Below are 25,984 nucleotides of genomic sequence, written 5' to 3'. Positions count from 1 at the left end.
ATAGATTTTATGAATGGTGGTGAGTAAAATAGAACTGAATAACCGGCAAGAACAAATTGTGCAAATTGTAAAGGATAATGGTCCAATTACCGGTGAAGCCATTGCGGAGCGATTAAACTTGACGAGAGCAACCCTACGTCCGGACCTTGCCATTTTAACGATGGCAGGCTACTTAGAGGCTAGGCCTCGTGTCGGCTATTTCTATACCGGAAAGACTGGTCAGCAATTACTTGCAGATAAAATTAAGAAGATTCAAGTGAAGGATTATCAATCCATCCCAGTAGTAATCAATGAGAGTATCTCTGTATATGATGCAATTGTAACCATGTTTTTAGAAGATATCGGAACCTTATTTGTAGTGGATAACTCCTCATTACTTGTAGGAGTATTATCGAGAAAAGATTTATTGCGGGCTAGCCTCGGAAACCAAGACTTAAAATCGATTCCAGTTACAATTATAATGACACGTATGCCTAATATTACAATGTGTGAAAAAGATGAGCTTTTACTAGATGTTGCTCATAAATTGATTGAGAAACAAATCGACGCATTACCGGTCGTGAAGCATACTGAACGAGGTATAGAGGTTATTGGAAGGATTACAAAGACAAATATGACAAAAGCCTTGGTAGCACTCGCGGGTGATGAGATCCTCTAAGGCGTATTCAAAAGTAAGGAGATGGAGATAACAGATGAGTATTCGCGTAGTTTACGTAGTGTCAGACTCGGTTGGGGAAACAGCAGAATTAGTTGTAAAAGCGGCAGTAAGTCAATTCAACGGTTCACATACGGAGATTAAGCGCATCCCTTATGTTGAAGATACAGCTACTTTAGCTGAGGTTGTGGCATTGGCTAAACTTAATAATGCAATCATTGCATTTACACTTGTTGTTCCTGAATTAAGAGACTTTCTTGTAGAGGAAGCGGCACGTGAAGGGGTAGTTGTAAATGATATCATTGGACCATTAATTGAAAAAATGTCAGGACTTTATGATAGCAACCCTAGATTTGAAGCGGGTCTTGTTAGAAAATTAGATGAAGATTACTTTAAAAAGATTGAAGCAATCGAATTTGCTGTTAAATATGATGATGGTCGCGATCCAAGAGGCATTCTTCGTGCAGACATCATCCTCATCGGTGTATCAAGAACGTCAAAAACTCCTTTATCTCAATATCTTGCACATAAGCGTTACAAAGTTGCAAATGTACCAATAGTTCCTGAGGTTGATCCGCCGGAAGAACTTTTCAAGGTGTCACCGAATAAATGTTTCGGATTAAAAATCAGCCCTGAGAAATTAAACCATATTAGACGTGAACGATTAAAATCATTAGGTCTTGATGACCAAGCAATCTATGCAAATATTAACCGAATTAAAGAAGAACTAGATCATTTTGAGTCAATTGTAACAAGAATTGGCTGCGATGTTGTAGATGTTTCCAATAAGGCTGTGGAAGAAACGGCAAATATTATTTTAAATAGTATTAATAAACGAAAAACAAATTAGGCAATAAACAAGGTCTAACAACCTTGATTATATGCGAAAACATATCTGAAAAAGATATGTTTTTTTTATAGCGCTAAAATGATTTTTATATTATAATAAAAAATTGTGATAAAAATACATATTTTTAGGTTTAGAGTTCGATTGGATAGAATAAACTATGTATTGAAGGTTGTCAAGGGTAAGTTAAGGAAATATGTAATTTAATTTTCGACATTATTTTCTCATTTTGAATTTTCCTTTACAAAAAGTGCATTGAAATATCTAGAAGGTTCCTCACCTAAAGAGTAGTAAGTCACAGATTCTTGAACATATTTCAAATCTTTTCTCGTAAAAGAAGGATTCTTTGGAGTGATGTAGAATAGAGAAATATGACGAAAAAAAGAATAAAATATTTGTTGATGAGGATGCATGTCCTGTCAAGGAAGAAATACTTAGCATAGCAGGTACATATAATATCAATGTTGTGTTTGTAGCTTCTTATGCGCATGTTATGTCAAATCCTATGGATGGTAAATTGGTGTATGTAGATGCAGATAAAGAGGCGGCAGATCTTTATATTATGAATCATGCATTTAAAAAAGACATTGTCATTACCCAGGACACTGGCTTAACAAGTATTTTAGTTAATAGAGGTGTAACTGTACTATCACCCCGTGGTAAAAAGTTTAGGGAAGAGGACATGGAGCAAATCCTCCATTTTCGCTTTTTATCTGCAAAGGAGAGACGTAGTGGCACATATTCGAAAGGACCAAAACCCTTTACTGATGACGACAGACAACATTTTATCAAAGTTTTTAAAGAAAGTTTGTCGAATCTTGCAGGATTTTAACTCTAAACATCGAATATCTTAGTACTTGGGGATGTTAAACATGGGATATCGAATTCCCGAAGAAACAATCGAAAAAATTCGTTCTTCTGTTGACATTGTTGATGTTATTAGTGAATATGTTCAATTGAAGAAGCAAGGAAGAAATTATTTTGGTCTGTGTCCATTTCACGGTGAAAATACCCCTTCATTCTCTGTAGCACCAGATAAACAAATCTTTCATTGTTTTGGGTGTGGAGCAGGTGGAAATGTATTTTCTTTTTTAATGGACTTAGAAGGGTACTCCTTCTCAGAGGCTGCATCTACACTTGCTAAAAAGGCGAACATAGATTTATCAGATTTCGAACAGCCATCAGCTGTTGCTGAAAAAAACACTGATGTATCAAAAATGCAAGAAGCCCACGAGTTATTAAAGAAATTCTATCACCATTTATTGCTTAATACAAAAGAAGGCGAGCGAGCACTAGAGTATTTAACAAATAGGGGCTTCACCAGAGAAATTATCGAAAAGTTTGAAATTGGCTATTCCCTGGACTCATGGGACTTTGCCACAAAATTTCTCCAAAAAAGAGGCTTTCGGCCAGAAATGATGGAACGTGCCGGATTACTCGTGAAAAAAGAGGATACCGGAACATTTTTTGATAGATTTCGAAACCGCATTATGTTCCCGATTTGGGATCATCAGGGCAAGACAATTGCATTTTCAGGTAGGGTGCTTGATAAAGGGCAAGAGCCTAAGTATTTAAACAGTCCTGAAACGCTTATTTTTAATAAAAGTAAGACCCTTTATAATTTCCACCAAGCAAGACTTGCTATTCGAAAGCAGCAGCAAGTTGTCCTGTTTGAAGGATTTGCGGATGTGATAGCAGCTGATACAGCAGATGTTCCAAATGCAATAGGTACAATGGGTACATCCTTAACAGATGAACATGTAAAAATTATTAGAAGAAATGTGGAATCTGTTGTTATCTGTTATGACTCTGATAATGCAGGGTTGGAAGCGGCGTTAAGAGCCTCCACCATGCTTACTAATGCGGGCTGTTATGTGAGAATTTCAACCATGCCAAATGGTATGGACCCTGATGACTACATTAAGAAATATGGCGCAGAGAAGTTTAAAAATGATGTAATAGGGGCAAGTCTTACAATAATGGCATTTAAAATGCAGTACTTACGAAGAGGAAAAAATCTTCAAGATGAAGGAGAACGTATCCGTTATATAGAAGATGTACTTAAAGAAATCTCCTCTTTAGAAAAAGCTGTCGAAAGAGACCATTATTTGCGCCAGTTATCAAGTGAGTTTTCAATCTCTCTTGATGCACTTAAGCAGCAACAGCTTCAGTATTATAAATCTGAACGGAAAAAAAGGGATAATTTCTCTGAGAATAGAAATAATACGAAAGCGAAACCTACCGTATCAAAACATTTACTTAAAGCCTATCATAATGCAGAACGATATTTAATTGCTTATATGTTACGAGATCGGGAAATTGCTGATAAAGTACAAGATCAGCTCCAGGCCGAATTTAATATTGAAGAGCATCGAGCAATTTTAATGTATTTATATGCATTTTATGAAGAAGGGCATGAACCAGATATCAGTACATTTCTAACAAGAATACAAGATGAAAATATAAAAAGAATTGTAACAGATATCGCAATGATGTCAATTGAAGAAGAAGTAACAGATTCGGTTTTATCAGATTATATCAAACAGGTGTTGAATCACAAAAAAATGTCAATGATAAAAGAAAAAGAATCTGAACAGCTTGACGCAGAACGTAGTAGGGATTATTTGAAGGCTGCTACAATCGCAAATGAAATTATTCAAATGAAAAAAGCATTACATTAACCATTAGGTTGTGTAACCTCTATGTCGTATTAGTTTGGAAGGAGGGGAACAAATGGCTGAAAAGTCTAAAGCAGTTGAGACAGATTTAACATTGGAACAAGTAAAAGAAAAATTAACAGAACTCGGAAAGAAGCGCGGTGTCTTAACTTACGAAGAAATTGCTGAGCGTATGTCCGGTTTCGAAGTAGAATCTGACCATCTTGATGAATATTATGAGTTCCTTGGAGAGCAGGGGATTGAACTTATAGGTGATGGTGATGAACATGGTGCCGTTGCAGATACAGAGGATGATCCAAATATCCAGGATTTATCCAAGGAAGAAGAATTTGATTTAAATGATTTAAGTGTTCCTCCAGGTGTAAAGATTAATGATCCAGTACGTATGTACTTAAAGGAAATTGGCCGTGTTGATTTACTTTCAGCGGACGATGAAATTCAATTGGCTGAAAGAATTGAACAAGGTGATGAAGAAGCAAAACGCCGACTTGCTGAAGCGAATTTACGTCTTGTTGTAAGTATCGCGAAGCGTTACGTAGGTCGTGGTATGCTTTTCCTAGATTTAATTCAAGAAGGTAATATGGGACTTATTAAAGCTGTTGAAAAATTTGATTACCGAAAAGGTTTCAAGTTTAGTACGTATGCAACATGGTGGATTCGCCAAGCGATTACACGTGCGATAGCAGACCAAGCAAGAACAATCCGTATTCCAGTTCATATGGTAGAAACAATTAATAAACTAATCCGTGTACAGCGTCAGTTACTCCAGGATCTTGGCCGTGAACCATCACCTGAAGAGATTGCTGAAGATATGGATTTAACACCTGAAAAGGTAAGAGAAATCTTAAAGATTGCTCAAGAGCCTGTTTCATTAGAAACACCTATTGGTGAAGAAGACGATTCACACCTTGGTGACTTTATTGAAGATCAGGATGCCACGTCTCCATCTGAGCATGCTGCATATGAGTTATTGAAAGAACAGCTTGAAGATGTTCTAGATACCCTAACAGATCGAGAAGAAAACGTCTTACGTCTGCGTTTCGGGTTAGACGATGGACGTACTCGTACCCTTGAAGAGGTCGGCAAAGTATTTGGTGTTACTCGTGAGCGTATTCGTCAGATTGAGGCGAAAGCACTACGTAAACTCCGTCATCCAAGCCGTAGTAAGAGACTTAAGGATTTCTTAGAATAGAATATTTTCATTAGTCCAGCTCCAGCGCCTAGCCCCTCTCGGGTCTAGCCGATCCGTCAAGAAGGATAAAATGCATCCTTCTCGCCGGCTTTTCTTATGCTTGTCGGACTTGCACAGGATGTGCTGACGTCATGTTTGCCACAGGACGTGGCAAGTTTTAGTAGACGTTCGACCTAAAGGCGCTTGCGCATTCTGTTCTTTACATTTCGTAGTTTACTTCATAAAATTGAAGTAAACTATTTTTTTTATGCCATTTGATTATTCTTAAAGAACAGGTGAACGCTTTCATGAATCAAGACAGAAAAAAAATCATTGTTAACGAAATCTTATATTGGCGTGAGAATCGCTTACTGCCAGAAGCTTATTGCAATTTCCTACTCTCCTTATATACAGAAGGGGAGGGAATTACTCCACCAGCAACAAAATCAACACCAACTAGAAAAACTTTTTTTACGATACTGGGAATTGGTTTACTTTTACCAGTTTTATTTCTTGTCACTTATTTTACTGAAATATCTCCTATATTGCAAATGGTAATCAACTTTATTTTTTTAATTGTCTGCATTTTAGGTCTCGTAATTAATCGCAAAAATTCATTACTCATTCATATCGGTTCCATTATTCTAGCGCTTCTAATCCTTCTTTTTTCAGTGAATGTAAGTGAACATTTCTTTAATGGTCAAGGATTTTATTTGTTTGGAATTATTTTATCGAACTGTATTAGTTGGGTTCTGATTGGTGTTTTTTCTAGGAAGAAATATTTTTTAATTGCTGGTATCCTTGGAAGCATTGCCTCAATCCTAATTATGCTAAATATTTAAACTGTTTTAAAATTCGGAAACTCCCTATATAATAGAGTGTGAAAACGCATACAATGGGAGGGGTATAAATGAATTTCGATTTAACGACAGAGCAAAAGTTGATTCAAAAGACCATTAGGGAATTTTCTGAGGAAGAAGTTGCTCCAGGTGCTGAGCAGCGAGATAAAGATAAACGCTTCCCCAGAGAAGTTTTTGATAAGCTTAGTGAATTAGGGATGATGGGTTTGCCGTTTCCAGAGGATTATGGTGGAGCCGGTTCAGACACAATCAGTTTTGCCATCGTTGTTGAAGAACTAAGTCGTGCCTGTGGTTCAACCGGAATTACATATTCTGCTCATATCTCACTTGGTGGTGCGCCTCTTTATCTATTTGGAACTGAAGAGCAAAAACAAAAATACTTAACACCTATCTGTACAGGTGAATCTCTCGGGGCGTTTGGATTGACCGAACCAAATGCAGGTTCTGACGCGGGAGGAACCCAAACCGAGGCCGTTCTGAAAAATCATGAATTTATCATTAATGGAAATAAGTGCTTTATTACAAATGCAAGCTATGCTAAGCATTTAGCTCTCACGGCAATCACTGGCCGAGATGGAACAAAAAAAGAAATAAGTGCTATTATTGTCCCTACCGATGCCGAAGGATTTACGATAATTGATAATTATGAGAAAATGGGGCTCAATGCTTCAAACACCACTGAATTAGTTCTAGAGGACGTTTGTGTTCCGGAAGATAATCTACTAGGAAAACCGGGAGAAGGCTTCAGACAGTTTCTAATTACCCTAGATGGTGGCAGAATTGGCATTGGAGCAATGGCTGTTGGAATAGCACAAGGTGCATATGAGAAGGCATTAGCTTATGCCAAAGAGCGTAAGCAATTCGGTAAATCATTATCAGGCTTTCAAGCCATTCAATTTAAGTTAGCCGATATGGCGATGAAAATAGAGTTAGCAAGGAATATGGTGTATAAAGCTGCTTGGTTGAAAGATCAGGGTCGCCAATTTTCTAAAGAAGCATCAATGGCAAAACTCTATGCATCCGAAATCTGTATGGAAGTTACAAATCAAGCTGTTCAAATACACGGTGGGTATGGCTATATGAAGGAATATCAGGTTGAACGAATGATGCGCGATGCGAAGTTACTAGAAATTGGAGAAGGAACATCTGAAATTCAACGAATGGTCATAGCACGTTCACTAGGATGTTAGTATAAAACTTTTAGCATTGAACCTTCTTACATGTTTGTAAGGAGGTTTTGGTGTTTTTATGACATTTTTATGACATTTTTGTGTAAAAAAATTTTACAATAATACGTTAATTGTGTTCTTGTACAAATTAGACTTTAACTTCTATCATTTTTCAAGTAAAATAGAGAGTGTTTGTATAGAATAACAATTATATTAACATTTATGATGTACATAGTGTAAGGGAGGTCAGAAAATGAAAAAGAATCCATTAATACCATTTGCTTTGATTGCAGTGTTCGGTATCGGACTTATATTCCTACTGGGCTTTATTGGACTAGGTAATATGGACGAAATGGCAAACGCAGGTGAAGAAGCTCCAGAAACAGCTGCTGCTTCCCCAGAAGAGCTTTACCAAGGTAAATGTTCATCATGTCATGGTGCAGATTTAAGTGGTGGTGCAGGACCTGCATTAAAAGGCACTGAACTTTCTGTTGAAGAAATCGAAAATGTCGTTACAAATGGTAAAGGTATAATGCCACCTAATTTAGTTTCAGATCCAGCACAACTTGAAGAACTAGCTACTTGGTTAACCGAACAAAAATAAATAACTAATAAACCCTTTGCACAAAATGTAAAGGGTTTTTTTCTGCCTATATCAAGCCTAATGGAAGTTTCTTTTCACTTCTTGTATAATGAAAACTAATTAAATTAAAGTAAATGTGGTGTTTTTAATGAATGAAGAAAAGCTATCAAAACGGCTTGAAACAGTCGCATCATACATACCAAAAGGCGCTATTTTAGCCGATATTGGCTCTGATCACGCGTATCTTCCTTGTTATGCATTCCTAAATGGGATAATCACAAGAGGTGTTGCTGGCGAAGTAGCAGAAGGGCCCCTGCAATCAGCTAAAAAACAAATCAAAAAAAATAATTTAGATTTAAAAATCGAAGCGCGTAAGGGAGACGGTTTAGAGGTTATTCAACCAAATGAGGTAACATGTATTACCATTGCAGGTATGGGAGGTTCACTTATTCGATCTATACTAGACAATGGTAAGGATAAGCTTCAAGGTGTCGAACGACTCGTTCTTCAGCCAAATATTGGCGCCTCTACGATTAGAGAATGGCTAATTGAAAACGGTTGGGAACTCATAGCTGAAGAAATCCTTGAGGAGGATAAAAAAATATATGAAGTCCTCGTTGCAGAAAACGGAGATCCTCTCAACCCTTATGAAAATAAAGAACAAGAAATTTTGCTTGGTCCGTTCTTAGTTAAAGAGAAAAACGCAGTATTTAAGAAAAAATGGTCACATGAATTAAAACACTGGGAAAATATAATGAGTCAATTAGAAATAGCTGAGGAATCCCCTGAAAACCTTTCTCGGAAACAAGAGCTCCAAAAAAAGATTACAATAGTAAAGGAGGCTGTAAATTGAGTAAAATACCAAATGGATACGAAGTGATCCAAGTGTTTGAGCAATTTTCTCCAAAGCATTTAGCGGTTGAGGGAGATAGAGAAAAAAACGGTCTTCAAATTGGTACTTTAAATAAACCGATAAAAAAAATCATGGTGGCGCTTGATGTACTAGAATCTGTCGTTGATGAAGCCATAGCAAATGAAGTGGATTTAATTATTGCGCATCACCCGCCCATCTTTCGTCCGTTAAAATCATTACAAACAGATACACCTTCAGGAAGAATTATTGAGAAATGCATCGTACATAATGTTGCGGTTTATGCAGCACATACTAACTTAGATGTGGCTGTTGGCGGAGTAAATGATCTATTAGCAAGTGCATTAGAATTAACAAATACAGAGTTGCTTGCTCCAACATTTGAAGAAAAACTAAAAAAACTTGCCGTCTATGTGCCTAGGGAGTCTGCCAATGATGTTCGCGCAGCTTTAGGTGATGCTGGTGCTGGATTTATCGGGGACTATAGTCACTGTACGTTTAATAGCTCTGGAACCGGGACGTTTTTACCTCGTGAAGGTACTAGTCCGCATATAGGGGAAGTAGGTAGATTGGAAGAAGTAGATGAGATTAAAATTGAAACAGTTTTTCCAAGTGGTCTACAAAAAAGAGTAGTATCAGCTATGCTAAAGGCGCATCCATATGAAGAGGTTGCATTTGATATTTATCCACTTGAAAATGAGGGTAATGTGCTTGGGCTCGGTCGAGTCGGATATCTTAAAACAGAGATGACACTTGAGCAATTTGCACAACATGTGAAAGAGAGATTAGATGTAGAGGGATTACGGGTTGTAGGAACGCTTACAGATAAAGTGAAGAAGGTAGCCGTGCTTGGTGGTGATGGCAATAAATATATTTCACATGCAAAAAGAGCTGGAGCCGATGTGTATGTAACGGGTGATATGTATTATCATGTTGCACATGATGCAATGATGATGGGGCTAAATATTGTTGACCCTGGTCATCATATTGAAAAGGTCATGAAAAAAGGGGTAACGCATGTACTAACAGCATTATTCCAGAAAAAGAAATTCGAGGTTTCTGTTATTCCATCAGAGATAAATACTGACCCATTTACATTCTTATAAACAGATAAAAAGGTACTCCACTTTTATTACTGGAGTACCTTTTGATTTATTTTTTAGCAGCTTTCACTTTTGGTAATACTTTCATAAGTGGAACTTTACGGACGCGTTCCCACGTTTCTTCTTTTTCTGGATCATATTGTTCTAAGAAGTTAATCACTTCTTTTGTAATAGGTGTTGGAGTTGAAGCGCCTGCTGTAACAGCTACCTTTTCTACTCCTTCAAGCCATTCAAGCTGGATATCGCTTACGTCAGCTACACGATAAGCTCTTGTGCCTGCAATTTCTTCAGAAACCTGTGCAAGACGATTAGAGTTATTACTTTTTGGATCTCCGACTACAATTGTTAGGTCTGCCACAGTTGCTTGCTCTGCAACTGCTTCTTGACGTACCTGGGTTGCTAAACAAATTTCCTTATGGGCCTCAGCGTGTGGAAACTTTTCTTGTACTTTTTCCATTACATGAAGAACATCCCATTGGCTCATTGTTGTTTGGTTTGTTACAACTATTTTATCGTTACTAAGCACTAAATTTTCCACATCTTCAATTGTTTCAACCAGGTGAACATATCGTGGTGCAACACCTAACGCACCTTCTGGCTCGGGATGACCTTTTTTACCGATATAAATAATATCGAAGCCTTCGGCCGTTTTTTCCTCGATTAAGTCATGTGTTCTTGTAACATCAGGGCAGGTCGCATCAAGGGTAACTAAGCCTTTGTCACGTGCTAGCTTCTTCACTTCAGGTGAAACACCATGGGCTGTGAAGATAACAGTACCTTCCTTAACCTGATTTAGGATGTCTAAACGATTAGGTCCATCAAGTGTAATAATTCCTTCTTCCTCAAAGGCATCTGTTACATGTTTATTGTGAACGATCATTCCTAATATATAAATGGGTCTTGGTAATGTTTTATCTAAAGCGGCATTTTTCGCAATAACCATCGCATCAACTACACCATAGCAATAACCTCGTGGTGCGATTTTGATTACTTCCATTCACTTCTCCTCCTCAGCTAATAAATCGGATAGCTAATACCTTCTGGTACTCTCGTAATCTCGTATTTATTATATCTGAGTATGGATGATATTACAAAGTCTTTTAAATGTAAAGCTTTGGTACTGATTTTCCTGTACCACTTGCCTTTGGTTTTTCTTCTGCTATTTCAAGTTCATCACCATCTGAAGTTACATCAGAAAGTGAAATCGTCTCGTTTTCATCATTCTCTTCATTTTCATCATTTCCTGCATTTTTAATAGCGTTATACATTTTAATCATTGACGGTATGTTTTTCATCAGTGGTCCATATTGCTGAACCATTGGAACAACGGATTCTGCCATTTTTAATGATTTTTGTACATTTCCCATAATTGCACTGAGATTTGAGGGATTGGCTAAATTTTGTAGAGTACCTGAATTCATTCCCTGCATTCCAGTGGAATTTAAGAAACCAGGCATTCCTCCCATTCCCTGCATTGGATTTGACTGTCCCATGCCTGGGATTAATCGTTTCAATAATCCACCTATTCCACCGGATCTTCCAGGCATTCCTTGCATACCGGGCATTCTACCAGGCATTCTGGGTGGCTGAAATCCATAAGGGTTCCCAAAGCCAGAAGGTGGTCTCATACGTCCCATTGATCTCATCTGATTCATTGGCTGTCTTGGATAAAACAATGTACTTATCCTCCTTTCAAATTGCACTAAGATAAGTAAAAAAATATAGTGATAATACCTTATTTTTAGAATATGCGAAAAGATTTTAAATGTTTTACCTAATCTCAGATTGGGCTTGATTGGTGTTTTTAACTACTTTCCATTATAATTAATTGTTAGGTTATTAATAATAGATGTATATGGACCAAACCTTACAGAAAAATTTGCTTAAATAAATGAGGGATCGTAATGACAGTACAAGATTTTGAACGTTTTCAGTTACAGCCATTTATACTAGAGGCTTTACGTGAAATTAAATTTACAAAACCAACAGAGATTCAGGAACGGTTAATACCAAGTATACAGCGAGGCGAAAGCGCAATTGGCCAATCACAAACAGGTACAGGTAAAACACATGCGTATTTATTGCCAATCATTAATAAAATTGACCCTGCTAAACAAGAGGTACAAGCTGTAATAACTGCACCTACACGAGAGCTTGCGACACAAATTCATAAAGAAATAGTGAAAATTAGTAAATTTAGTATAGACAACCCAATTACAGCTAAATTATTTGTTGGTGGGACCGACAAGGTACGTGCCATTGAAAAATTAAAAACACAACCACATATTGTTGTGGGTACGCCGGGAAGAATCAATGACCTTATTAAGGAGCAGGCTTTACAAGTTTATACAGCTGATCAAATCGTCGTTGATGAAGCTGATTTAATGCTGGATATGGGGTTTATTGAGGATGTTGATCAGATAGCATCAAGAATGCCAGAAAACCTGCAAATTCTTGTGTTTTCGGCAACTATTCCTGAAAAACTTAAGCCATTTCTAAAAAAATATATGGAAAACCCTAGGTACACTCATGTCGCACCTGAACAGGCAACGGCTGCTAAGGTTGAACATATTTTAATTCCACTGCGCCATCGAAATAAGATAAATCTACTAAAGTCAATGCTAGAGGTATATAACCCATATTTAGCGATTATCTTTACGAATACGAAGAAAATGGCAGACGAAGTAGCCGATCGTTTAATCGAAAAAGGATTGAAGGTTGGAAGAATTCACGGTGACCTTCCTCCACGTGAACGAAAGAAGGTTATGAAGCAAATTAATTCACTAGAGTTCCAATATGTTGTTGCAACGGATTTAGCTGCAAGAGGAATTGACATTGAGGGTGTTAGTCATGTTATTAACTATGAACTACCTAGTGATTTAGATTTCTATATCCACCGTGTTGGTCGAACTGCAAGAGCGGGCAACTCAGGAATAGCAGCAAGCATTTATGAACTAAGTGATGAAGATGCACTTGCACGACTAGAAAAAATGGGTGTTACCTTTGTGAATATGGACCTTGAAAAAGGTGAATTGACTAAAATTGGTGAGCGAAATAAGCGTAAAGAACGAAAAAAACAAGTAGATGAAATTGATAAAATGGCACAAAGTAAAGTGAAAAAGCCGAAAGAGGTAAAACCAGGTTATAAGAAAAAGATGAATAGAGAAATGGAAGACTTCAAAAAACGTCAAAGACGCTTAAAAAGAAAATAAATTATTTTTATGATAATATGTTCTATGTTATTTTTTGGGGAGATAGGAGTGTATAAAAATGCTTAAAATAGGCTCACATGTTTCGATGAGTGGAAAGAATATGCTTCTTGCCGCTAGTGAAGAAGCTGTCTCTTATGGTGCAAATACGTTTATGATTTATACGGGAGCACCACAAAATACAAGACGCAAAAAGATTGAGGACCTAAATATAGAAGCAGGTCATGCCCATATGAAAGAAAATGGGATAGATGAAATTGTTGTCCATGCTCCATATATTATTAACATTGGAAATACATCGAATCCTGCTACATTCGAACTGGGAGTTAACTTTTTACGTTCTGAAATTGAGAGAACAGAAGCACTAGGAGCAAATCAAATTGTTCTTCATCCTGGAGCACACGTTGGTGCTGGTGCAGAAGCGGGAATAAAGAAAATCATTGAAGGTTTAAATGAGGTATTAACAAAAGATCATAAAGTACAGATTGCATTAGAAACGATGGCCGGAAAGGGCACCGAATGTGGAAGATCATTTGAGGAAATCGCGCAGATTATTGATGGTGTTACACATAACGAAAAGCTTTCTGTTTGCTTTGATACTTGTCATACACACGATGCTGGATATGATATTGTGAATGATTTTGATGGAGTTTTGGAACAATTTGATAAGCTAATCGGAATTGATCGCATTAAGGTCCTTCATGTCAATGACAGTAAGAATGAAAAAGGTGCGAGCAAGGATCGCCACGAAAATATTGGATTTGGAAAAATAGGATTCAAGGCACTTAATTATATTGCTCATCACCCATCACTCGGAAGTGTTCCTAAGATACTGGAAACTCCATATGTTGGCGAGGATAAAAACAACAAAAAGGCTCCATACAAGTATGAAATTGAGATGATTCGCCAAGAGTCTTTTGATGAGGGCTTACTAGAAAAAATTATGAATCAGTAAAGTGAAAAAAGCTGTCTAATGCAGACAGCTTTTTAATTTGTAAATTTGATAAATAATTGATTTAATTTTCTAGCAACCTCAGGACTTGTGATTTGGGCAATCTCTCTCAATAGTTGATTTTTTTCATCGGGGTTGAATATATTTATATGTGTCTTTTTACGAATTAAATGTAGAACATTTGTTGCTTGTTCCTTTGTTACATGTATATTATATTGTTTTCCATATTTCAGTAAGTCATCTGGAGTTAAGGTTTTTAATTTTTGATTAACAATCTGCTGATAAATATTCATTTTCCTGTTCTTCACCATCCTCACGTTAGTTTATTTCATAAGGAAATGGTATGTGCATAAATTAAAACAAGAAAAGTTACTCATTTTCAAAGTGGAGGAGTAACGCTTTACTTTATATGCACCATCCTGTATACTTCATAAAGTATAAATCGTAATGATTCTTAATAAGTTATATTAATTAAATAAAGGCTGTTTTCACATGCTTTGTTGTCTATTAACCCGTTAGCTTTTCGCTACAACAAACTCTTAGAAGACAGCCAATAAAAAATAAGGTGATAATTTGGCACAATCAAATTCGGTATTAACGATAAAGGATCTCTCTTTTCGATACGATGAGCAAACCGTATTAGAAGACATCCATTTACTTGTTCCAAAAGGTTCATTTTTAGCAATTGTTGGACCTAATGGTTCGGGTAAAACTACTCTGTTAAAGAGTATTCTTGGTCTTGTTAAACTTCAAAGTGGTTCCATTGAACTATTTGGAACACCGATTTCAAAATTCAGAGAATGGCCTAAAATTGGATTCGTTTCTCAAAAGGCGAACAGTTTTAATTCAGGCTTTCCGGCCACTGTGTTTGAGGTTGTTTCAAGCGGACTCACTGCAAAACTTGGTTTGTTTCGATTTTTAAAGCATGAACATAGGAAAAAAGTGATTAAAGCTCTTCAATCTGTAGGGATGGAAGAATTTTTAAATCGAAACATTGGTGAGCTTTCAGGAGGACAACAGCAACGAGTTTTTATCGCTCGGGCACTAGTTAGCGAGCCTGAACTTTTAATTCTTGATGAACCAACAGTTGGGGTGGATGCTCAAACGGTTCAAGCTTTTTACAATATGCTTGAAGACATAAATAAGAATAAGGGAATTACATTGATTTTAGTTACCCATGATGTTGGGACGGTATCTGAAAAAGTGTCACATGTAGCATGTTTAAATAAAAACCTTCATTTTCATGGAAGTGCAGATGAATTTGAGCATGTTAAAGACGATGATCTATCTCAATTTTATGGGCATTCACTTCAATTAATTACCCATGATTAACCCTCTAGGAAGGTGAAACAATGCTTTCAGATATATTACAATATGAGTTTTTACAAAATGCATTCCTCAGTGGTTTGTTGATTGGGTTTATTGCACCATTGCTTGGTGTTTTTATCGTAGTTAGAAAGCTATCGCTAATCGCAGACGCCCTTAGCCACGTGACACTTGCGGGAATAGCTGCAAGTCTTTTGCTGGAAAAGAAACTGGGTCTTGCAGGCCCGATTAATCCAATTTATATGGGGATGACTTTTTCTGTAGTGGGCTCTCTTTTTATTGAACGTTTGAGAACGGTATACAAGCATTATCAAGAACTTGCTATTCCTATTATCTTATCTGGAGGAATCGGTTTAGGGGTTATTTTTATATCGCTTGCGGACGGGTTTAATACAGATTTATTTAATTATTTATTTGGTAGCGTGAGCGCAATTAGTCGTACTGATTTATGGACCATTCTTGCGATATCAATCATTGTAATTTTGATTGTTACCTTTTTATATAAGGAATTATTTTTGTTATCTTTCGATGAAGAGCATGCAGCAGTTTCAGGTATACATTCAAAAACGATCCATTTTATTTTTATTGTGACAGTAGCATTAGTTATTGCTGCATCAATGAGAATTGTCGGCATTTTATTAGTATCATCACTCATGACATTACCTGTTGCGGCAAGCATCCGGATTGCAAAAGGGTTTAAACAGACAATCATACTTTCAGTGGTGTTTGGGGAATTATCCGTCATTTTCGGTCTCGTGCTTTCATATTATCTGGACTTAGCTCCAGGTGGAACCATCGTTATATTAGCAATCATTATCCTTTTAGGTGCGATTAGTTGGAAAAAGTGGAGGAAAGGGAGAAGAGCATGAATGTTTCTGAAGCAATGCAGTTAATGAAGGAAAAGGGATTTAAGCATACAGGCAAAAGGCAGGAAATGCTTGAGTTATTCTCTATTTCTGATAAATATTTAACAGCTAAGGATGTTTTAGACGGATTAAAGGAAAACTATCCGGGACTAAGTTTTGATACAATCTACAGAAACCTCTCGTTATTTGTTGAACTTAATATCTTGGAAATGACAGAGCTTTCTGGAGAGAAGCATTTCCGTTTTACTTGTGGTGGAAGTCACCATCACCATCATTTTATTTGCTTAGAATGTGGGAAAACGAAGGAAATCGAATCTTGTCCGATGGATAAAATAAATGAGAACTTAGCAGGGTATGATGTTACGGGCCATAAATTTGAAATTTATGGTTCGTGTCCGGAGTGTAGAGTTTAAAGGACTTTCTTCCTGTTGGCATTACAGACAATGATTGACAATTATATTTCTCGCCTCCTTAACTTATACTATAAATGCTCCTTACCATAAGGAAAGCGAGGGATAAGCATATGGCAAACGAAGAGACAAACGTAAGAAAGATTCGAGATGACGATTTTGAATACGTTGATCCAAACTTAGGTGCAAATGCTGACTCAAGCTATAATGAGGAAACGGCAGCAGAGGTTGCCGCTCCAATTAATTATGGAGCCACAAACCGTGATGCGAACAGAGCAGGTAATAATACTGGGGATACTACCGGTGATAATGCAGCAAGTGGTGCTGGACTGGGCTGGCTTGCTCTTGCTCTATCAATTATTTCCTTATTTGTAATGCCTGTATTGATGGGAGCAGCAGGTATTATCATTGGATTTATCGCACGCAAGCGTGGAGCGACTGGTTTAGGAGCATGGGCAATCGGGATTGGTGCTGTATCGATTATCGTTGGCATCTTTATCCTCCCATTCTTTTAACAAGTAATTAAAATAATAAAAATAAGCCCGACACAATCGTGTTCGGGCTTGTTTTTATTTTGTTTCTGCTGCCTCGGCAGCTTGTTTTGCATAATACTCTTCAGCAAGCTTGTCAATTTCTTTTTTCAATTCTTCTACCATGGTTTCCTCAGGCACTTTTCGAACTGTTTTACCATGTCGGAAAAGTAAACCTTCTCCTCGTGCTCCGGCGATACCGATATCAGCCTCTTTGGCTTCTCCTGGACCGTTTACGGCACAGCCTAATACAGAAACTTTAATTGGCGCTTTAATAGTTGAAATATACTCTTCAACTTCGTTTGCAATTTTAATCAGGTCGATTTCAATTCTTCCACATGTTGGGCATGAAATTAAAGTTGCTGCATTAGATATTAAACCAAATGATTTTAATAATTCACGGGCAACTTTAACTTCTTCAACTGGGTCAGCACTTAGTGAAACGCGTAGCGTATTTCCGATACCTTTACTTAAAATGGCACCTAAACCTGCAGCACTTTTGACTGTACCAGTGAAAAGTGTTCCCGATTCAGTGATTCCTAAATGAAGTGGATAATCGAATGCTTTTGCTGCTTTTTCATAAGCTTCAATTGCTAGGGTAACAGTTGATGCCTTCATTGACACAATAATATCGTGGAAATCTAAATCTTCTAAGATCTTAATGTGATGTAATGCACTTTCAACCATACCGTCAGCTGTCGGGTATCCGTATTTATCAAGGATACGCTTCTCTAATGAACCCGCATTGACACCTATTCGAATAGGTATGCCTTTTTCCTTCGCAGCTTTTACAACAGCCTCGACCTTCTCTTTACGACCGATATTACCAGGGTTAATCCGAATTTTATCGGCTCCTCCCTCGATCGCTTTTAAGGCTAATTTATAATCAAAATGTATATCAACTACAAGTGGAATTGAAATTCTTTTTTTGATTTCTGAAATTGCATTTGCCGCACGCTCATCTGGACATGCTACACGAACAATTTGGCATCCTGCTTCTTCAAGTCGTTTAATTTCTGCAACAGTTGCTTCTACATCATGTGTCTTTGTAGTGGTCATACTTTGAATAATAACTTCATTATTACCACCAATCGTTAAATTACCAACCTTTACAGGACGTGTTTTAGTACGATGGATGATTTCACTCACGAATATCGCTCCTTTTAAGTTAAAGCTTATTTATCACTTCTATAAGAGTAATCCTTTATTTCAAAAATATCTAGTCTAAAGAATCATTTACCTGCCTATTTTACAGTTGAAACAAAAAAATGACAAGAAATACCCCTTATTCTTTTGTGTATATTGGGAATTTATAGCTTTCACCAATTTTAAGAAGAGCTGCTTCACTATCAGGATTTAGCTCTTCAAAATCCTCAATTACGGATTCAATAGATGAGATGGGTTTCCCTTCGTTTAATGATTCAACAATGGATAGTAAAGTATCGCCGGCCTTTACTTTGACTTCTTTATAAGGACTGCTTTGCGTTTGTGGTGTCTGGGAAATCACTTCTATCGTCTCTATCTTTTCGTCTTTTGCAGATGGTAGAGTTCCAATTTTAACGTCGTAATAAATTATATATAAAAGAAAGACAATTGCTAGAAATGTGAATAGTCGTTTCATATTAAAACCTCCATTAATTCTACTTACTACAGAATATGCTAGGTTCACCAGGATATACCAAAAATTAATAGAAAAAGGAGAGAAAATTAATAGGGAAGGTAGGCATACATAATTTTGTCTATCGAGTAAAAAATAGAACGACAGGTGAGTAAAGTGAACCCTTATGTTACAGTATTGTAAATTTGCTTAATAAATCTTTACATTAAAAATGGACTAGGGTACTATTTTTTATGGATTTACTACAAAATTCGATTATCTTTTTAGGAGTTGGCATTGTGGAACTAGACGTACAAAGTATGATATTTCAGTTTATAGGTGGTCTTGGTATCTTTCTATTTGGTATCAAGTACATGGGAGATGGACTGCAAAAATCTGCCGGAGATAAGCTAAGAGATATACTAGATAAGTTTACAACCAATCCATTTATGGGTGTGCTTGCTGGTATTTTTGTAACATGTTTAATACAGAGTAGTTCGGGTACAACAGTTATCGTCGTAGGACTAGTTAGTGCTGGATTCATGACATTACGACAAGCCATTGGCGTTATCATGGGTGCGAATATCGGAACAACGATCACAGCATTTATCATTGGTATAAAAATTTCTGATTACGCACTTCCTATTATTGCGGCCGGTGCAATCCTACTGTTTTTCTTTAAAAACAAAAGAATACATAATTTCGGACAAATCGTATTTGGTTTTGGTGCCTTATTCTTAGGTTTAGAGTTAATGGGCGATGGAATGAAACCATTACGCTCCCTTGAGGCATTCCGCGATTTGACAGTAAGTATGAGTGATAATCCTGTTCTAGGTGTTGTCATTGGTACAGTATTTACGGTTATTGTTCAAAGCTCAAGTGCTACTATTGGGATCCTGCAAGGATTATTTGGCGAAGGGCTACTGGACCTTAAGGCAGCAATCCCTGTTCTATTTGGGGATAATATTGGAACAACGATTACTGCTGTTTTAGCTTCCATTGGTGCCTCTGTTGCAGCCAAACGAGCAGCTTTAACCCATGTTATGTTTAATATTATTGGAACCATTGTCTTTATGTTATTGCTTGCGCCATTTACAAAGCTTATTGGTTATTTACAGACTGCATTAAATTTAAATCCTGAAATGACTATCGCTTTTGCACATGGTACATTTAACATTACCAATACGATTATTCAGTTTCCGTTTATTGCCGTTTTAGCTTATATCGTAACAAAGCTTATTCCTGGAGAGGATTCGCTAATTGAGTACAAAGCAAAACATCTTGATCCAGTTTTTATTGAACAATCTCCAGCTATTGCTTTGGGGCAAGCGAAGGAAGAAGTTGTTCGTATGGGTGAATTTGCTGTTAAGGGATTAGAAGAATCTAATACGTACTTAAATGAAAAATCACAAAGATATGCCGATACAACTATGCAGATTGAGGATGCAATCAATAATCTTGATAAAAAGATCACGGATTATTTAATCAAGATCTCATCAAGATCACTGTCTGCCCAGGAATCCGCAATACACTCTGTACTTGTGAACACAGTTCGTGATATTGAAAGAATTGGGGATCATTTTGAAAATGTGGTTGAATTAGTTGACTATCAGCTTTCAAATAAAGTGAAATTGACAGAAGATGCAATGAACGATTTAAATGAAATGTTTAAATTAACAATATACACAGTTAATGAAGCTGTTCAGTCTCTTCAAAAGAACGATCGGACGTTAGCAATTGATGTTGTGAAACAAGAGGAAAAAATTGATGCAATGGAACGATCCTTACGTAAAAAACATATTCTTCGATTAAATGAAGGACAATGTTCTGGACAAGCAGGAATCGTTTTTGTTGACATCATTAGCAACTTAGAACGAATCGGTGACCATGCCGTTAACATTGCAGAAGCAGTTCTAGGAGAACGACAACTTTAATATTTTTTAAAACAAGGCATATTGAAATGCCTTGTTTTTTTTAGAAGGAGGTAATCAGATGAGTGTTTTAATGTGGATAATTATTATTGCATTGTTTGTGATTGCGTTTATTGGTCTAATTTATCCGATTATTCCAAGTGTGTTATTTATAGCAGGTGGCTTTTTAGTCTATGGTCTCTTTCAAGGCTTTGAATCACTATCAGTATGGTTCTGGGTAATTGAAGGGTTATTTCTACTGTTGTTGCTAGGTGCTGATTATGCAACAAACCTACTTGGGGTAAAAAAGTATGGGGGAAGTAAGGCGGCCGTTTGGGGGAGTACCATTGGGTTGTTAATTGGACCGTTTATAATTCCTATTTTCGGTATTATTCTTGGTCCATTTCTTGGAGCAGTTGTTGCCGAACTACTCGTACATAAAAAAGGGCTGAAGGATGCGTTAAGAAGTGGGCTCGGATCATTGATAGGCTTTTTAAGTGGTGTACTCGCAAAAGGTGTAATACAGGCGATAATGATTATCTATTTTTTAATTGTAGTTTTTTAATGTATAGATATCTGGTTTCGAGGGAACTTTAACTCTGGTGCTAGATTATTTGTAAAAAGATTTAGTGAATTAGTAGTGCTTTTTATTTGAAAGGTTATACTTATTTTGGTAATCTTACAAGTGAGGACTACAGAAGACGAAATCGTTTTCAAGAGGGTTCAAAAATTACATATATCTTTTAGGAGGAATAAAACAATGGCATACGAATTACCACAATTACCTTATGCTTATGATGCATTAGAACCACACATCGACAAAGAAACTATGAATATTCACCACACTAAGCACCACAATACGTACATTACTAACGTAAACAACGCTATTGCTGGTAAAGCTGATCTAGAAGGTAAATCAGTAGAAGAATTAGTTTCAAATCTTGATGCTGTTCCAGAAGATATCCGTACAGCAGTAAGAAACAATGGTGGTGGACACGCTAACCATAGCTTATTCTGGACTATTCTATCTCCAAACGGTGGCGGAGAGCCAACTGGTGAATTAGCTGACGCAATCAACAGCAAATTCGGTAGCTTCCAAGCATTCAAAGATGAGTTTGCAAAAGCTGCTACAACTCGTTTCGGTTCTGGTTGGGCTTGGTTAGTTGTTAATAACGGTGAATTAGAAGTAACTAGCACTCCAAACCAAGACTCTCCATTAATGGAAGGTAAAACTCCAGTTCTAGGTCTTGATGTTTGGGAGCACGCGTACTACCTAAACTACCAAAACCGTCGTCCTGATTACATCTCTGCATTCTTCAATGTAGTGAATTGGGAAGAAGTATCAAACCGTTACAACTCAGCAAAATAATGTTGATTAAAGCCAGTGGGCGATGCCACTGGCTTTTTTTTGTTTATCGGACTTGCAGGAAGTGCCGACATCGACGTTTGCCACAGGACGTGGGAGTAGTTAGTCGATGCTCCTCTTTCAAGATGCTTGAGCTTTTCTTTGTATATCTCCTTTTATTTATCACACAATATGAATGTAGATAAAAAAGGGGAGTCAGCTAATGTTTCGTTTTAAAAAGGTGCTAGGTGATGTACCGATTCACAAAGATTTAATTTTGTTACTACTAATTGGTGGCTTGTATGCATTAAGTATTGCTTTGTCAAATACCTTTGTAAATGTGTATTTATGGAAACAATCCGGTGATTTTAAAGATTTGGGCTTATATAATTTAGCGGTTGTCGTCTTACAACCACTCACCTTTATCCTTGCTGGAAAGTGGGCAAAGAAAATAGATAGGGTTATCGTACTTAGGCTTGGAGTTTCCTTCTTAGCTATTTTTTATATCACTGTTTTATGGATTGGTGAAAATGCCTCGCAATATTTATTGGTTTTAGGGGCATTGCTTGGTATCGGTTATGGCTTTTACTGGCTAGCCTTTAATGTCCTAACCTTTGAAATTACAGAACCTGAGACGCGTGATTTTTTTAACGGCTTTCTTGGCTTGCTTGGTTCATTTGCGGGTATGATTGGTCCAATTGCTGCAGGGATTATCATTTCTTCGATGGAGAGTTTTACAGGTTATACCGTTATATTTGGCATTTCATTAGGGTTGTTTGCGAGTGCTGTTGTTTTAAGCTTTTTTATTAAAAGGCGGAGTGCAGAAGGGACTTTTGATTTTAGGAGAATTATAACGGAGCGGAAAAATAACCCGAACTGGAAGAATATCCTCAATGCTCATTTTTTACAAGGAATTCGTGAAGGAACATTTGTATTTGTTATTTCAGTTTTTGTTTTCGTTGCAACAGGCAGTGAACTTGCCTTAGGTAAATTCGGTCTCATCAATTCAGCCGTATCGTTTTTGTTTTACTTCCTAGCAACGAGGTTAATCAAAAAGAAAATGCGCAAAAAGGCAATTCTTGTTGGTGGATTGATGGTTTATCTAGCTATTTTTGCGATTCTTTTTGATGTAACCTATGCAAGGTTGATTATATACGGTGTTATTATTGGGGCCGCATATCCAATATTGCTTGTTCCGTATAATTCGTTAACGTACGATATAATCGGAAAAGCCTGGAATGTGAAAGAGATGCGAATTGAATATGTAGTTGTTAGAGAACTTTTTCTAAATCTTGGACGAGTTCTTTCAATACTATTGTTCTTGGTTGCCGTCATATTCTTTGATGAGAAACAGAGCATTCCAATTCTTCTTGCCATCATTGGGGCAGGTCATTTACTTCTTTACTTTCCAATTAGGAAAATTGCAACTCCTGAGGCTGCAGGTCCAGTGCAATCAAAATCAGCTGCAAACCGCAAACTGATGGAGGGCGAGGGAGGATCAACCGCTTGACTCTAGTCACCAGTAATAACAATTATAAAAAGACTGTGTATATTTAATATAGAAATATTTAATCATGGAAAAAGACGTGAATTTCTTTTACAATAAAAAAGAAGGGCACCTGGCCTCGCTAGGTGTCTTTTTCATTCATAAGAATAGACTCTTATGATAAAATTAGTACTAAGCCTAAAATATAAAGGTAGTTGATGTTAATGATTAAAAAGAAAAAGTCACATGTCCCATTTCGTCTAAATGCGTTATTTTTTATCGTCTTTTTGCTTTTTTCTGGACTTATCCTAAGGTTGGGTGTAGTACAAATTGTTCACGGGGAGAAGTATCAAAAGGAAGTGGAGAAGACTGAAAATGATACAGTAAACCTTCCCGTACCACGCGGTAAGATTATTGACAATAATGGCAATGTGATAGTTGATAATAAAGCCCTAAATGCTATCACATATACACGAACAAGAGATACTAAGCAGGAAAAAGTACTAGAAGTTGCTGAGAATCTTGCAAAACTCATTGATAAGAAGACAGACAAAGTAACAGAGCGTGATTTGAAGGACTTTTGGATGCTTAAAAACCCAGAAGAAGCAAAAGAAAAGGTTAAGCAAGAATTGGAGAAAATTGAAGCTGGAGAACTAGAATTATCTAGTAAAGAAATTTATAAGCTTCAAATCGATCGGATTACCGAAAACGACCTTAATAGTATCACAGAAGAAGAGTTAGAGGTAGCAGCAATCTTCAGGGAAATGACTAAAGGCTACGCACTCACCCCTCAGATTGTGAAAAATGAAGATGTAACACCTGAAGAATATGCCGCTGTAAGTGAAAATCTTGAAAATTTACCAGGTGTTAACACTACAACAGACTGGGTACGAGATTATAAATACGAAAATACTCTAAAATCAATCCTCGGTAGAATTTCTGATACAGATGAAGGACTTCCAAGTGATAAACTTGATTACTACTTAGCACGCGGTTATAACCGGAATGATCGAGTTGGATTAAGTTACTTAGAAGAACAATACGAATCTGTATTACATGGTCAAAAAGCGAAAGTTGAATATGTTATTAAAGGTAATGCTGTTCAAGAAACAATTGTAAAATCTGAAGGTCAACGAGGCAGTGACCTTGTTCTAACCATTGATATGGAACTACAACAAGCGGTTGAACAAATTCTTGAAGAACAAATCATAGCCCACAAACAAAAGCCAGGCACACAATATTTAGACCGTGCATTTGTCGTTATGATGAATCCTAAAACTGGTGAACTCCTAAGTATGGCTGGTAAAGTCTATACAAGAGGGGATGATGGAAAAATGGGCTTCCAGGATTATGCACTAGGTACAATGAATGCGGCATATGAAATGGGTTCTTCTGTCAAAGGTGCAACCATGTTAACTGGTTATGATACAGGTGTTATTGACATTGGTTCAATGTACTATGATTCACCGGTTAAAATTAAAGACACACCCCTTAAAAAGTCATGGAAACCATTAGGTCCAACGAATGACCTTAAAGCACTCGAAATGTCTTCGAACGTATATATGTTTAGGACATTCCTTGATTTAGCGGGTGGGAATTATGTTTACGGAAAATCAATATCAATTGATTATGACGCATTTCAGACAGCTAGAAATTACTTTGGTCAATTTGGTTTAGGTGTGAAGACAGGCATTGATTTACCGGGTGAAGCAACAGGTTTTCCAGGGTCCTTACTGAACCCAGGTCTACTTATGGACTTATCGATAGGACAATATGATACGTATACCACTTTACAGTTGGCACAGTACGTTTCAACGATCGCCAATGATGGTTATCGAATGCAGCCTAAGATTGTCAGACAAATCCATCAACCAACGATGAATGAAAATGAGCTAGGTCCGATTCAGCAACCCTTTGAACCAACTGTAATGAATAAAGTTGATATTGATCAAAAATATTTCGACCGAGTTCAACAAGGGTTCAGATTAGTATTTCAAGGGTCAAGTGGAACTGCTCGAGGCGTATTTGCGAAAAAACCATATGATGCAGCGGGTAAAACAGGATCTGCTCAATCCTTTATTAATGGTGTAGAGGCAATAAATAGTACGCTTGTTGGATATGCGCCATTTGACAATCCAGAAGTTGCATTTGCTGTTGTTATTCCATACGCTTATTATGGGAATTCCTCACATAATATGAACCTTCAAGTAGGAGGAGCAATTCTTGACAAATATTTTGAGTTAAAGGAACAAAGAGCTTTAAATCCTCAAAATAAACAAGGTACAATTACAGATGGCCAGGAAGATACACAAGAAGATGAAACTGGAGAGTAAGTAATCTTAAATAGAGATGTGCAAAAGCCTAACGGATTATCGTTAGGTTTTTTTCTTTGCGTTTAATAGTTTAATATCCTCGA

The 25,984-nt window shown here is 37.0% G+C and carries 26 protein-coding genes; 21 read left to right on the top strand and 5 right to left on the bottom strand.

Going from position 1 to position 25,984, the window contains the following annotated elements; all coding sequences use genetic code 11:
* Window positions 1-13 precede the first annotated feature (13 nt).
* The 10 genes from CZ490_RS10425 (at window position 14) to CZ490_RS10380 (ending at window position 9,940) form a co-directional block, all read left to right on the top strand.
* Entirely contained in the window at window positions 14-658 is a 645-nt protein-coding gene (locus CZ490_RS10425) for a transcriptional regulator CcpN (RefSeq protein WP_159439941.1), read from the top strand.
* A gap of 34 nt (window positions 659-692) precedes the next feature.
* On the top strand, window positions 693-1,505 hold the full coding sequence (locus CZ490_RS10420) for a pyruvate, water dikinase regulatory protein (RefSeq protein WP_077618839.1): 813 nt from the start codon (window positions 693-695) through the stop codon (window positions 1,503-1,505).
* A 358-nt stretch (window positions 1,506-1,863) separates the two neighbouring features.
* Window positions 1,864-2,334, top strand: coding sequence for a YaiI/YqxD family protein (locus CZ490_RS10415; RefSeq protein ID WP_200801632.1), 471 nt, complete (start codon window positions 1,864-1,866; stop codon window positions 2,332-2,334).
* A gap of 40 nt (window positions 2,335-2,374) precedes the next feature.
* Window positions 2,375-4,183 carry a DNA primase gene (gene dnaG, locus CZ490_RS10410; RefSeq protein WP_077618837.1) on the top strand — a complete coding sequence of 603 codons (1,809 nt, stop codon included), beginning with the start codon at window positions 2,375-2,377 and terminating at the stop codon, window positions 4,181-4,183.
* A gap of 52 nt (window positions 4,184-4,235) precedes the next feature.
* Window positions 4,236-5,372: an RNA polymerase sigma factor RpoD gene (gene rpoD / locus CZ490_RS10405; RefSeq protein ID WP_077618836.1), complete on the top strand. Its 1,137-nt coding sequence runs from the start codon at window positions 4,236-4,238 to the stop codon at window positions 5,370-5,372.
* Window positions 5,373-5,659: 287 nt separating this feature from the next.
* Window positions 5,660-6,193: a hypothetical protein gene (locus CZ490_RS10400; protein ID WP_077618835.1), complete on the top strand. Its 534-nt coding sequence runs from the start codon at window positions 5,660-5,662 to the stop codon at window positions 6,191-6,193.
* A gap of 68 nt (window positions 6,194-6,261) precedes the next feature.
* A complete protein-coding gene (locus CZ490_RS10395; protein WP_077618834.1) occupies window positions 6,262-7,401 on the top strand; it encodes an acyl-CoA dehydrogenase family protein in 1,140 nt (379 codons plus the stop codon).
* Between the two features lie 232 nt (window positions 7,402-7,633).
* Complete coding sequence (gene cccA, locus CZ490_RS10390) at window positions 7,634-7,984, top strand: cytochrome c550 (protein WP_077618833.1); 351 nt, start codon at window positions 7,634-7,636, stop codon at window positions 7,982-7,984.
* 127 nt (window positions 7,985-8,111) lie between these two features.
* Window positions 8,112-8,816 (top strand): tRNA (adenine(22)-N(1))-methyltransferase, encoded by a 705-nt coding sequence (locus CZ490_RS10385; RefSeq protein WP_077618832.1) that lies wholly within the window; start codon window positions 8,112-8,114, stop codon window positions 8,814-8,816.
* Window positions 8,813-9,940: a Nif3-like dinuclear metal center hexameric protein gene (locus CZ490_RS10380; protein ID WP_077618831.1), complete on the top strand. Its 1,128-nt coding sequence runs from the start codon at window positions 8,813-8,815 to the stop codon at window positions 9,938-9,940. Before CZ490_RS10385 ends, CZ490_RS10380 begins: the two co-directional genes overlap by 4 nt.
* A 46-nt stretch (window positions 9,941-9,986) precedes the next feature.
* On the opposite strand, the gene CZ490_RS10375 is transcribed toward CZ490_RS10380, so the two are convergent.
* Window positions 9,987-10,934, bottom strand: a complete 948-nt coding sequence (locus tag CZ490_RS10375) for a 4-hydroxy-3-methylbut-2-enyl diphosphate reductase (protein ID WP_077618830.1) — start codon at window positions 10,932-10,934, stop codon at window positions 9,987-9,989.
* A gap of 103 nt (window positions 10,935-11,037) precedes the next feature.
* Complete coding sequence (gene vrrA / locus CZ490_RS10370; protein WP_077618829.1) at window positions 11,038-11,613, bottom strand: VrrA/YqfQ family protein; 576 nt, start codon at window positions 11,611-11,613, stop codon at window positions 11,038-11,040.
* A gap of 228 nt (window positions 11,614-11,841) precedes the next feature.
* On the opposite strand from vrrA, the gene CZ490_RS10365 reads away from it, so the two are divergent.
* Window positions 11,842-13,149 carry a DEAD/DEAH box helicase gene (locus CZ490_RS10365; RefSeq protein ID WP_077618828.1) on the top strand — a complete coding sequence of 436 codons (1,308 nt, stop codon included), beginning with the start codon at window positions 11,842-11,844 and terminating at the stop codon, window positions 13,147-13,149.
* A gap of 58 nt (window positions 13,150-13,207) precedes the next feature.
* Window positions 13,208-14,101, top strand: a complete 894-nt coding sequence (locus CZ490_RS10360; RefSeq protein WP_077618827.1) for a deoxyribonuclease IV — start codon at window positions 13,208-13,210, stop codon at window positions 14,099-14,101.
* Between the two features lie 32 nt (window positions 14,102-14,133).
* Here the strand turns inward: CZ490_RS10360 and CZ490_RS10355 are convergent, their stop codons facing one another.
* Window positions 14,134-14,406, bottom strand: coding sequence for a DUF2624 domain-containing protein (locus CZ490_RS10355; protein WP_234987219.1), 273 nt, complete (start codon window positions 14,404-14,406; stop codon window positions 14,134-14,136).
* Between the two features lie 265 nt (window positions 14,407-14,671).
* Here CZ490_RS10355 and CZ490_RS10350 point away from each other — a divergent pair, with 265 nt between their 5' ends.
* From CZ490_RS10350 to CZ490_RS10335, 4 genes are all read left to right on the top strand, one after another.
* On the top strand, window positions 14,672-15,430 hold the full coding sequence (locus CZ490_RS10350) for a metal ABC transporter ATP-binding protein (RefSeq protein ID WP_077618825.1): 759 nt from the start codon (window positions 14,672-14,674) through the stop codon (window positions 15,428-15,430).
* Between the two features lie 20 nt (window positions 15,431-15,450).
* On the top strand, window positions 15,451-16,293 hold the full coding sequence (locus CZ490_RS10345; protein WP_077618824.1) for a metal ABC transporter permease: 843 nt from the start codon (window positions 15,451-15,453) through the stop codon (window positions 16,291-16,293).
* Complete coding sequence (locus tag CZ490_RS10340; protein WP_077618823.1) at window positions 16,290-16,703, top strand: zinc uptake transcriptional repressor Zur; 414 nt, start codon at window positions 16,290-16,292, stop codon at window positions 16,701-16,703. The genes CZ490_RS10345 and CZ490_RS10340 overlap by 4 nt, the downstream gene beginning before the upstream one ends.
* A gap of 110 nt (window positions 16,704-16,813) precedes the next feature.
* Window positions 16,814-17,215, top strand: a complete 402-nt coding sequence (locus CZ490_RS10335) for a hypothetical protein (protein ID WP_077618822.1) — start codon at window positions 16,814-16,816, stop codon at window positions 17,213-17,215.
* A 54-nt stretch (window positions 17,216-17,269) separates the two neighbouring features.
* On the opposite strand, the gene ispG is transcribed toward CZ490_RS10335, so the two are convergent.
* Entirely contained in the window at window positions 17,270-18,385 is a 1,116-nt protein-coding gene (ispG, locus tag CZ490_RS10330; RefSeq protein WP_142255368.1) for a flavodoxin-dependent (E)-4-hydroxy-3-methylbut-2-enyl-diphosphate synthase, read from the bottom strand.
* A gap of 130 nt (window positions 18,386-18,515) precedes the next feature.
* Entirely contained in the window at window positions 18,516-18,851 is a 336-nt protein-coding gene (locus tag CZ490_RS10325; RefSeq protein WP_077618820.1) for a LysM peptidoglycan-binding domain-containing protein, read from the bottom strand.
* A gap of 230 nt (window positions 18,852-19,081) precedes the next feature.
* Here CZ490_RS10325 and CZ490_RS10320 point away from each other — a divergent pair, with 230 nt between their 5' ends.
* From CZ490_RS10320 to CZ490_RS10300, 5 genes are all read left to right on the top strand, one after another.
* Window positions 19,082-20,761 carry a Na/Pi cotransporter family protein gene (locus CZ490_RS10320; protein ID WP_234987218.1) on the top strand — a complete coding sequence of 560 codons (1,680 nt, stop codon included), beginning with the start codon at window positions 19,082-19,084 and terminating at the stop codon, window positions 20,759-20,761.
* A 58-nt stretch (window positions 20,762-20,819) separates the two neighbouring features.
* Entirely contained in the window at window positions 20,820-21,302 is a 483-nt protein-coding gene (locus CZ490_RS10315) for a DUF456 domain-containing protein (RefSeq protein WP_077618819.1), read from the top strand.
* 195 nt (window positions 21,303-21,497) lie between these two features.
* Window positions 21,498-22,106, top strand: coding sequence for a superoxide dismutase SodA (gene sodA, locus CZ490_RS10310; protein WP_077618818.1), 609 nt, complete (start codon window positions 21,498-21,500; stop codon window positions 22,104-22,106).
* 199 nt (window positions 22,107-22,305) lie between these two features.
* On the top strand, window positions 22,306-23,592 hold the full coding sequence (locus tag CZ490_RS10305; RefSeq protein ID WP_077618817.1) for an MFS transporter: 1,287 nt from the start codon (window positions 22,306-22,308) through the stop codon (window positions 23,590-23,592).
* Window positions 23,593-23,792: 200 nt separating this feature from the next.
* Window positions 23,793-25,901, top strand: a complete 2,109-nt coding sequence (locus tag CZ490_RS10300; RefSeq protein ID WP_234987217.1) for a peptidoglycan D,D-transpeptidase FtsI family protein — start codon at window positions 23,793-23,795, stop codon at window positions 25,899-25,901.
* Window positions 25,902-25,984 lie beyond the last annotated feature (83 nt).

Source organism: Litchfieldia sinesaloumensis, assembly GCF_900156865.1.
Lineage (GTDB): Bacteria > Bacillota > Bacilli > Bacillales > Bacillaceae_L > Ferdinandcohnia > Ferdinandcohnia sinesaloumensis.
Note: the sequence above shows the minus strand (reverse complement) of the source record. Positions and strands in the feature narration are given on the sequence as shown.

Excerpts from the sequence above, each read along its gene's own strand:
- CZ490_RS10340 (WP_077618823.1), top strand. The coding sequence starts at position 16,290 with ATGAATGTTTCTGAAGCAATGCAGTTAATGAAGGAAAAGGGATTTAAG.
- cccA (WP_077618833.1), top strand. The coding sequence starts at position 7,634 with ATGAAAAAGAATCCATTAATACCATTTGCTTTGATTGCAGTGTTCGGT.
- CZ490_RS10365 (WP_077618828.1), top strand. The coding sequence starts at position 11,842 with ATGACAGTACAAGATTTTGAACGTTTTCAGTTACAGCCATTTATACTA.
- CZ490_RS10320 (WP_234987218.1), top strand. The coding sequence starts at position 19,082 with ATGGATTTACTACAAAATTCGATTATCTTTTTAGGAGTTGGCATTGTG.
- rpoD (WP_077618836.1), top strand. The coding sequence starts at position 4,236 with ATGGCTGAAAAGTCTAAAGCAGTTGAGACAGATTTAACATTGGAACAA.
- CZ490_RS10400 (WP_077618835.1), top strand. The coding sequence starts at position 5,660 with ATGAATCAAGACAGAAAAAAAATCATTGTTAACGAAATCTTATATTGG.
- CZ490_RS10385 (WP_077618832.1), top strand. The coding sequence starts at position 8,112 with ATGAATGAAGAAAAGCTATCAAAACGGCTTGAAACAGTCGCATCATAC.
- CZ490_RS10375 (WP_077618830.1), bottom strand. The coding sequence starts at position 10,934 with ATGGAAGTAATCAAAATCGCACCACGAGGTTATTGCTATGGTGTAGTT.
- CZ490_RS10300 (WP_234987217.1), top strand. The coding sequence starts at position 23,793 with ATGATTAAAAAGAAAAAGTCACATGTCCCATTTCGTCTAAATGCGTTA.
- sodA (WP_077618818.1), top strand. The coding sequence starts at position 21,498 with ATGGCATACGAATTACCACAATTACCTTATGCTTATGATGCATTAGAA.
- CZ490_RS10325 (WP_077618820.1), bottom strand. The coding sequence starts at position 18,851 with ATGAAACGACTATTCACATTTCTAGCAATTGTCTTTCTTTTATATATA.
- CZ490_RS10345 (WP_077618824.1), top strand. The coding sequence starts at position 15,451 with ATGCTTTCAGATATATTACAATATGAGTTTTTACAAAATGCATTCCTC.
- CZ490_RS10335 (WP_077618822.1), top strand. The coding sequence starts at position 16,814 with ATGGCAAACGAAGAGACAAACGTAAGAAAGATTCGAGATGACGATTTT.
- CZ490_RS10305 (WP_077618817.1), top strand. The coding sequence starts at position 22,306 with ATGTTTCGTTTTAAAAAGGTGCTAGGTGATGTACCGATTCACAAAGAT.
- CZ490_RS10395 (WP_077618834.1), top strand. The coding sequence starts at position 6,262 with ATGAATTTCGATTTAACGACAGAGCAAAAGTTGATTCAAAAGACCATT.
- CZ490_RS10420 (WP_077618839.1), top strand. The coding sequence starts at position 693 with ATGAGTATTCGCGTAGTTTACGTAGTGTCAGACTCGGTTGGGGAAACA.
- CZ490_RS10360 (WP_077618827.1), top strand. The coding sequence starts at position 13,208 with ATGCTTAAAATAGGCTCACATGTTTCGATGAGTGGAAAGAATATGCTT.
- dnaG (WP_077618837.1), top strand. The coding sequence starts at position 2,375 with ATGGGATATCGAATTCCCGAAGAAACAATCGAAAAAATTCGTTCTTCT.
- CZ490_RS10315 (WP_077618819.1), top strand. The coding sequence starts at position 20,820 with ATGAGTGTTTTAATGTGGATAATTATTATTGCATTGTTTGTGATTGCG.
- CZ490_RS10425 (WP_159439941.1), top strand. The coding sequence starts at position 14 with ATGGTGGTGAGTAAAATAGAACTGAATAACCGGCAAGAACAAATTGTG.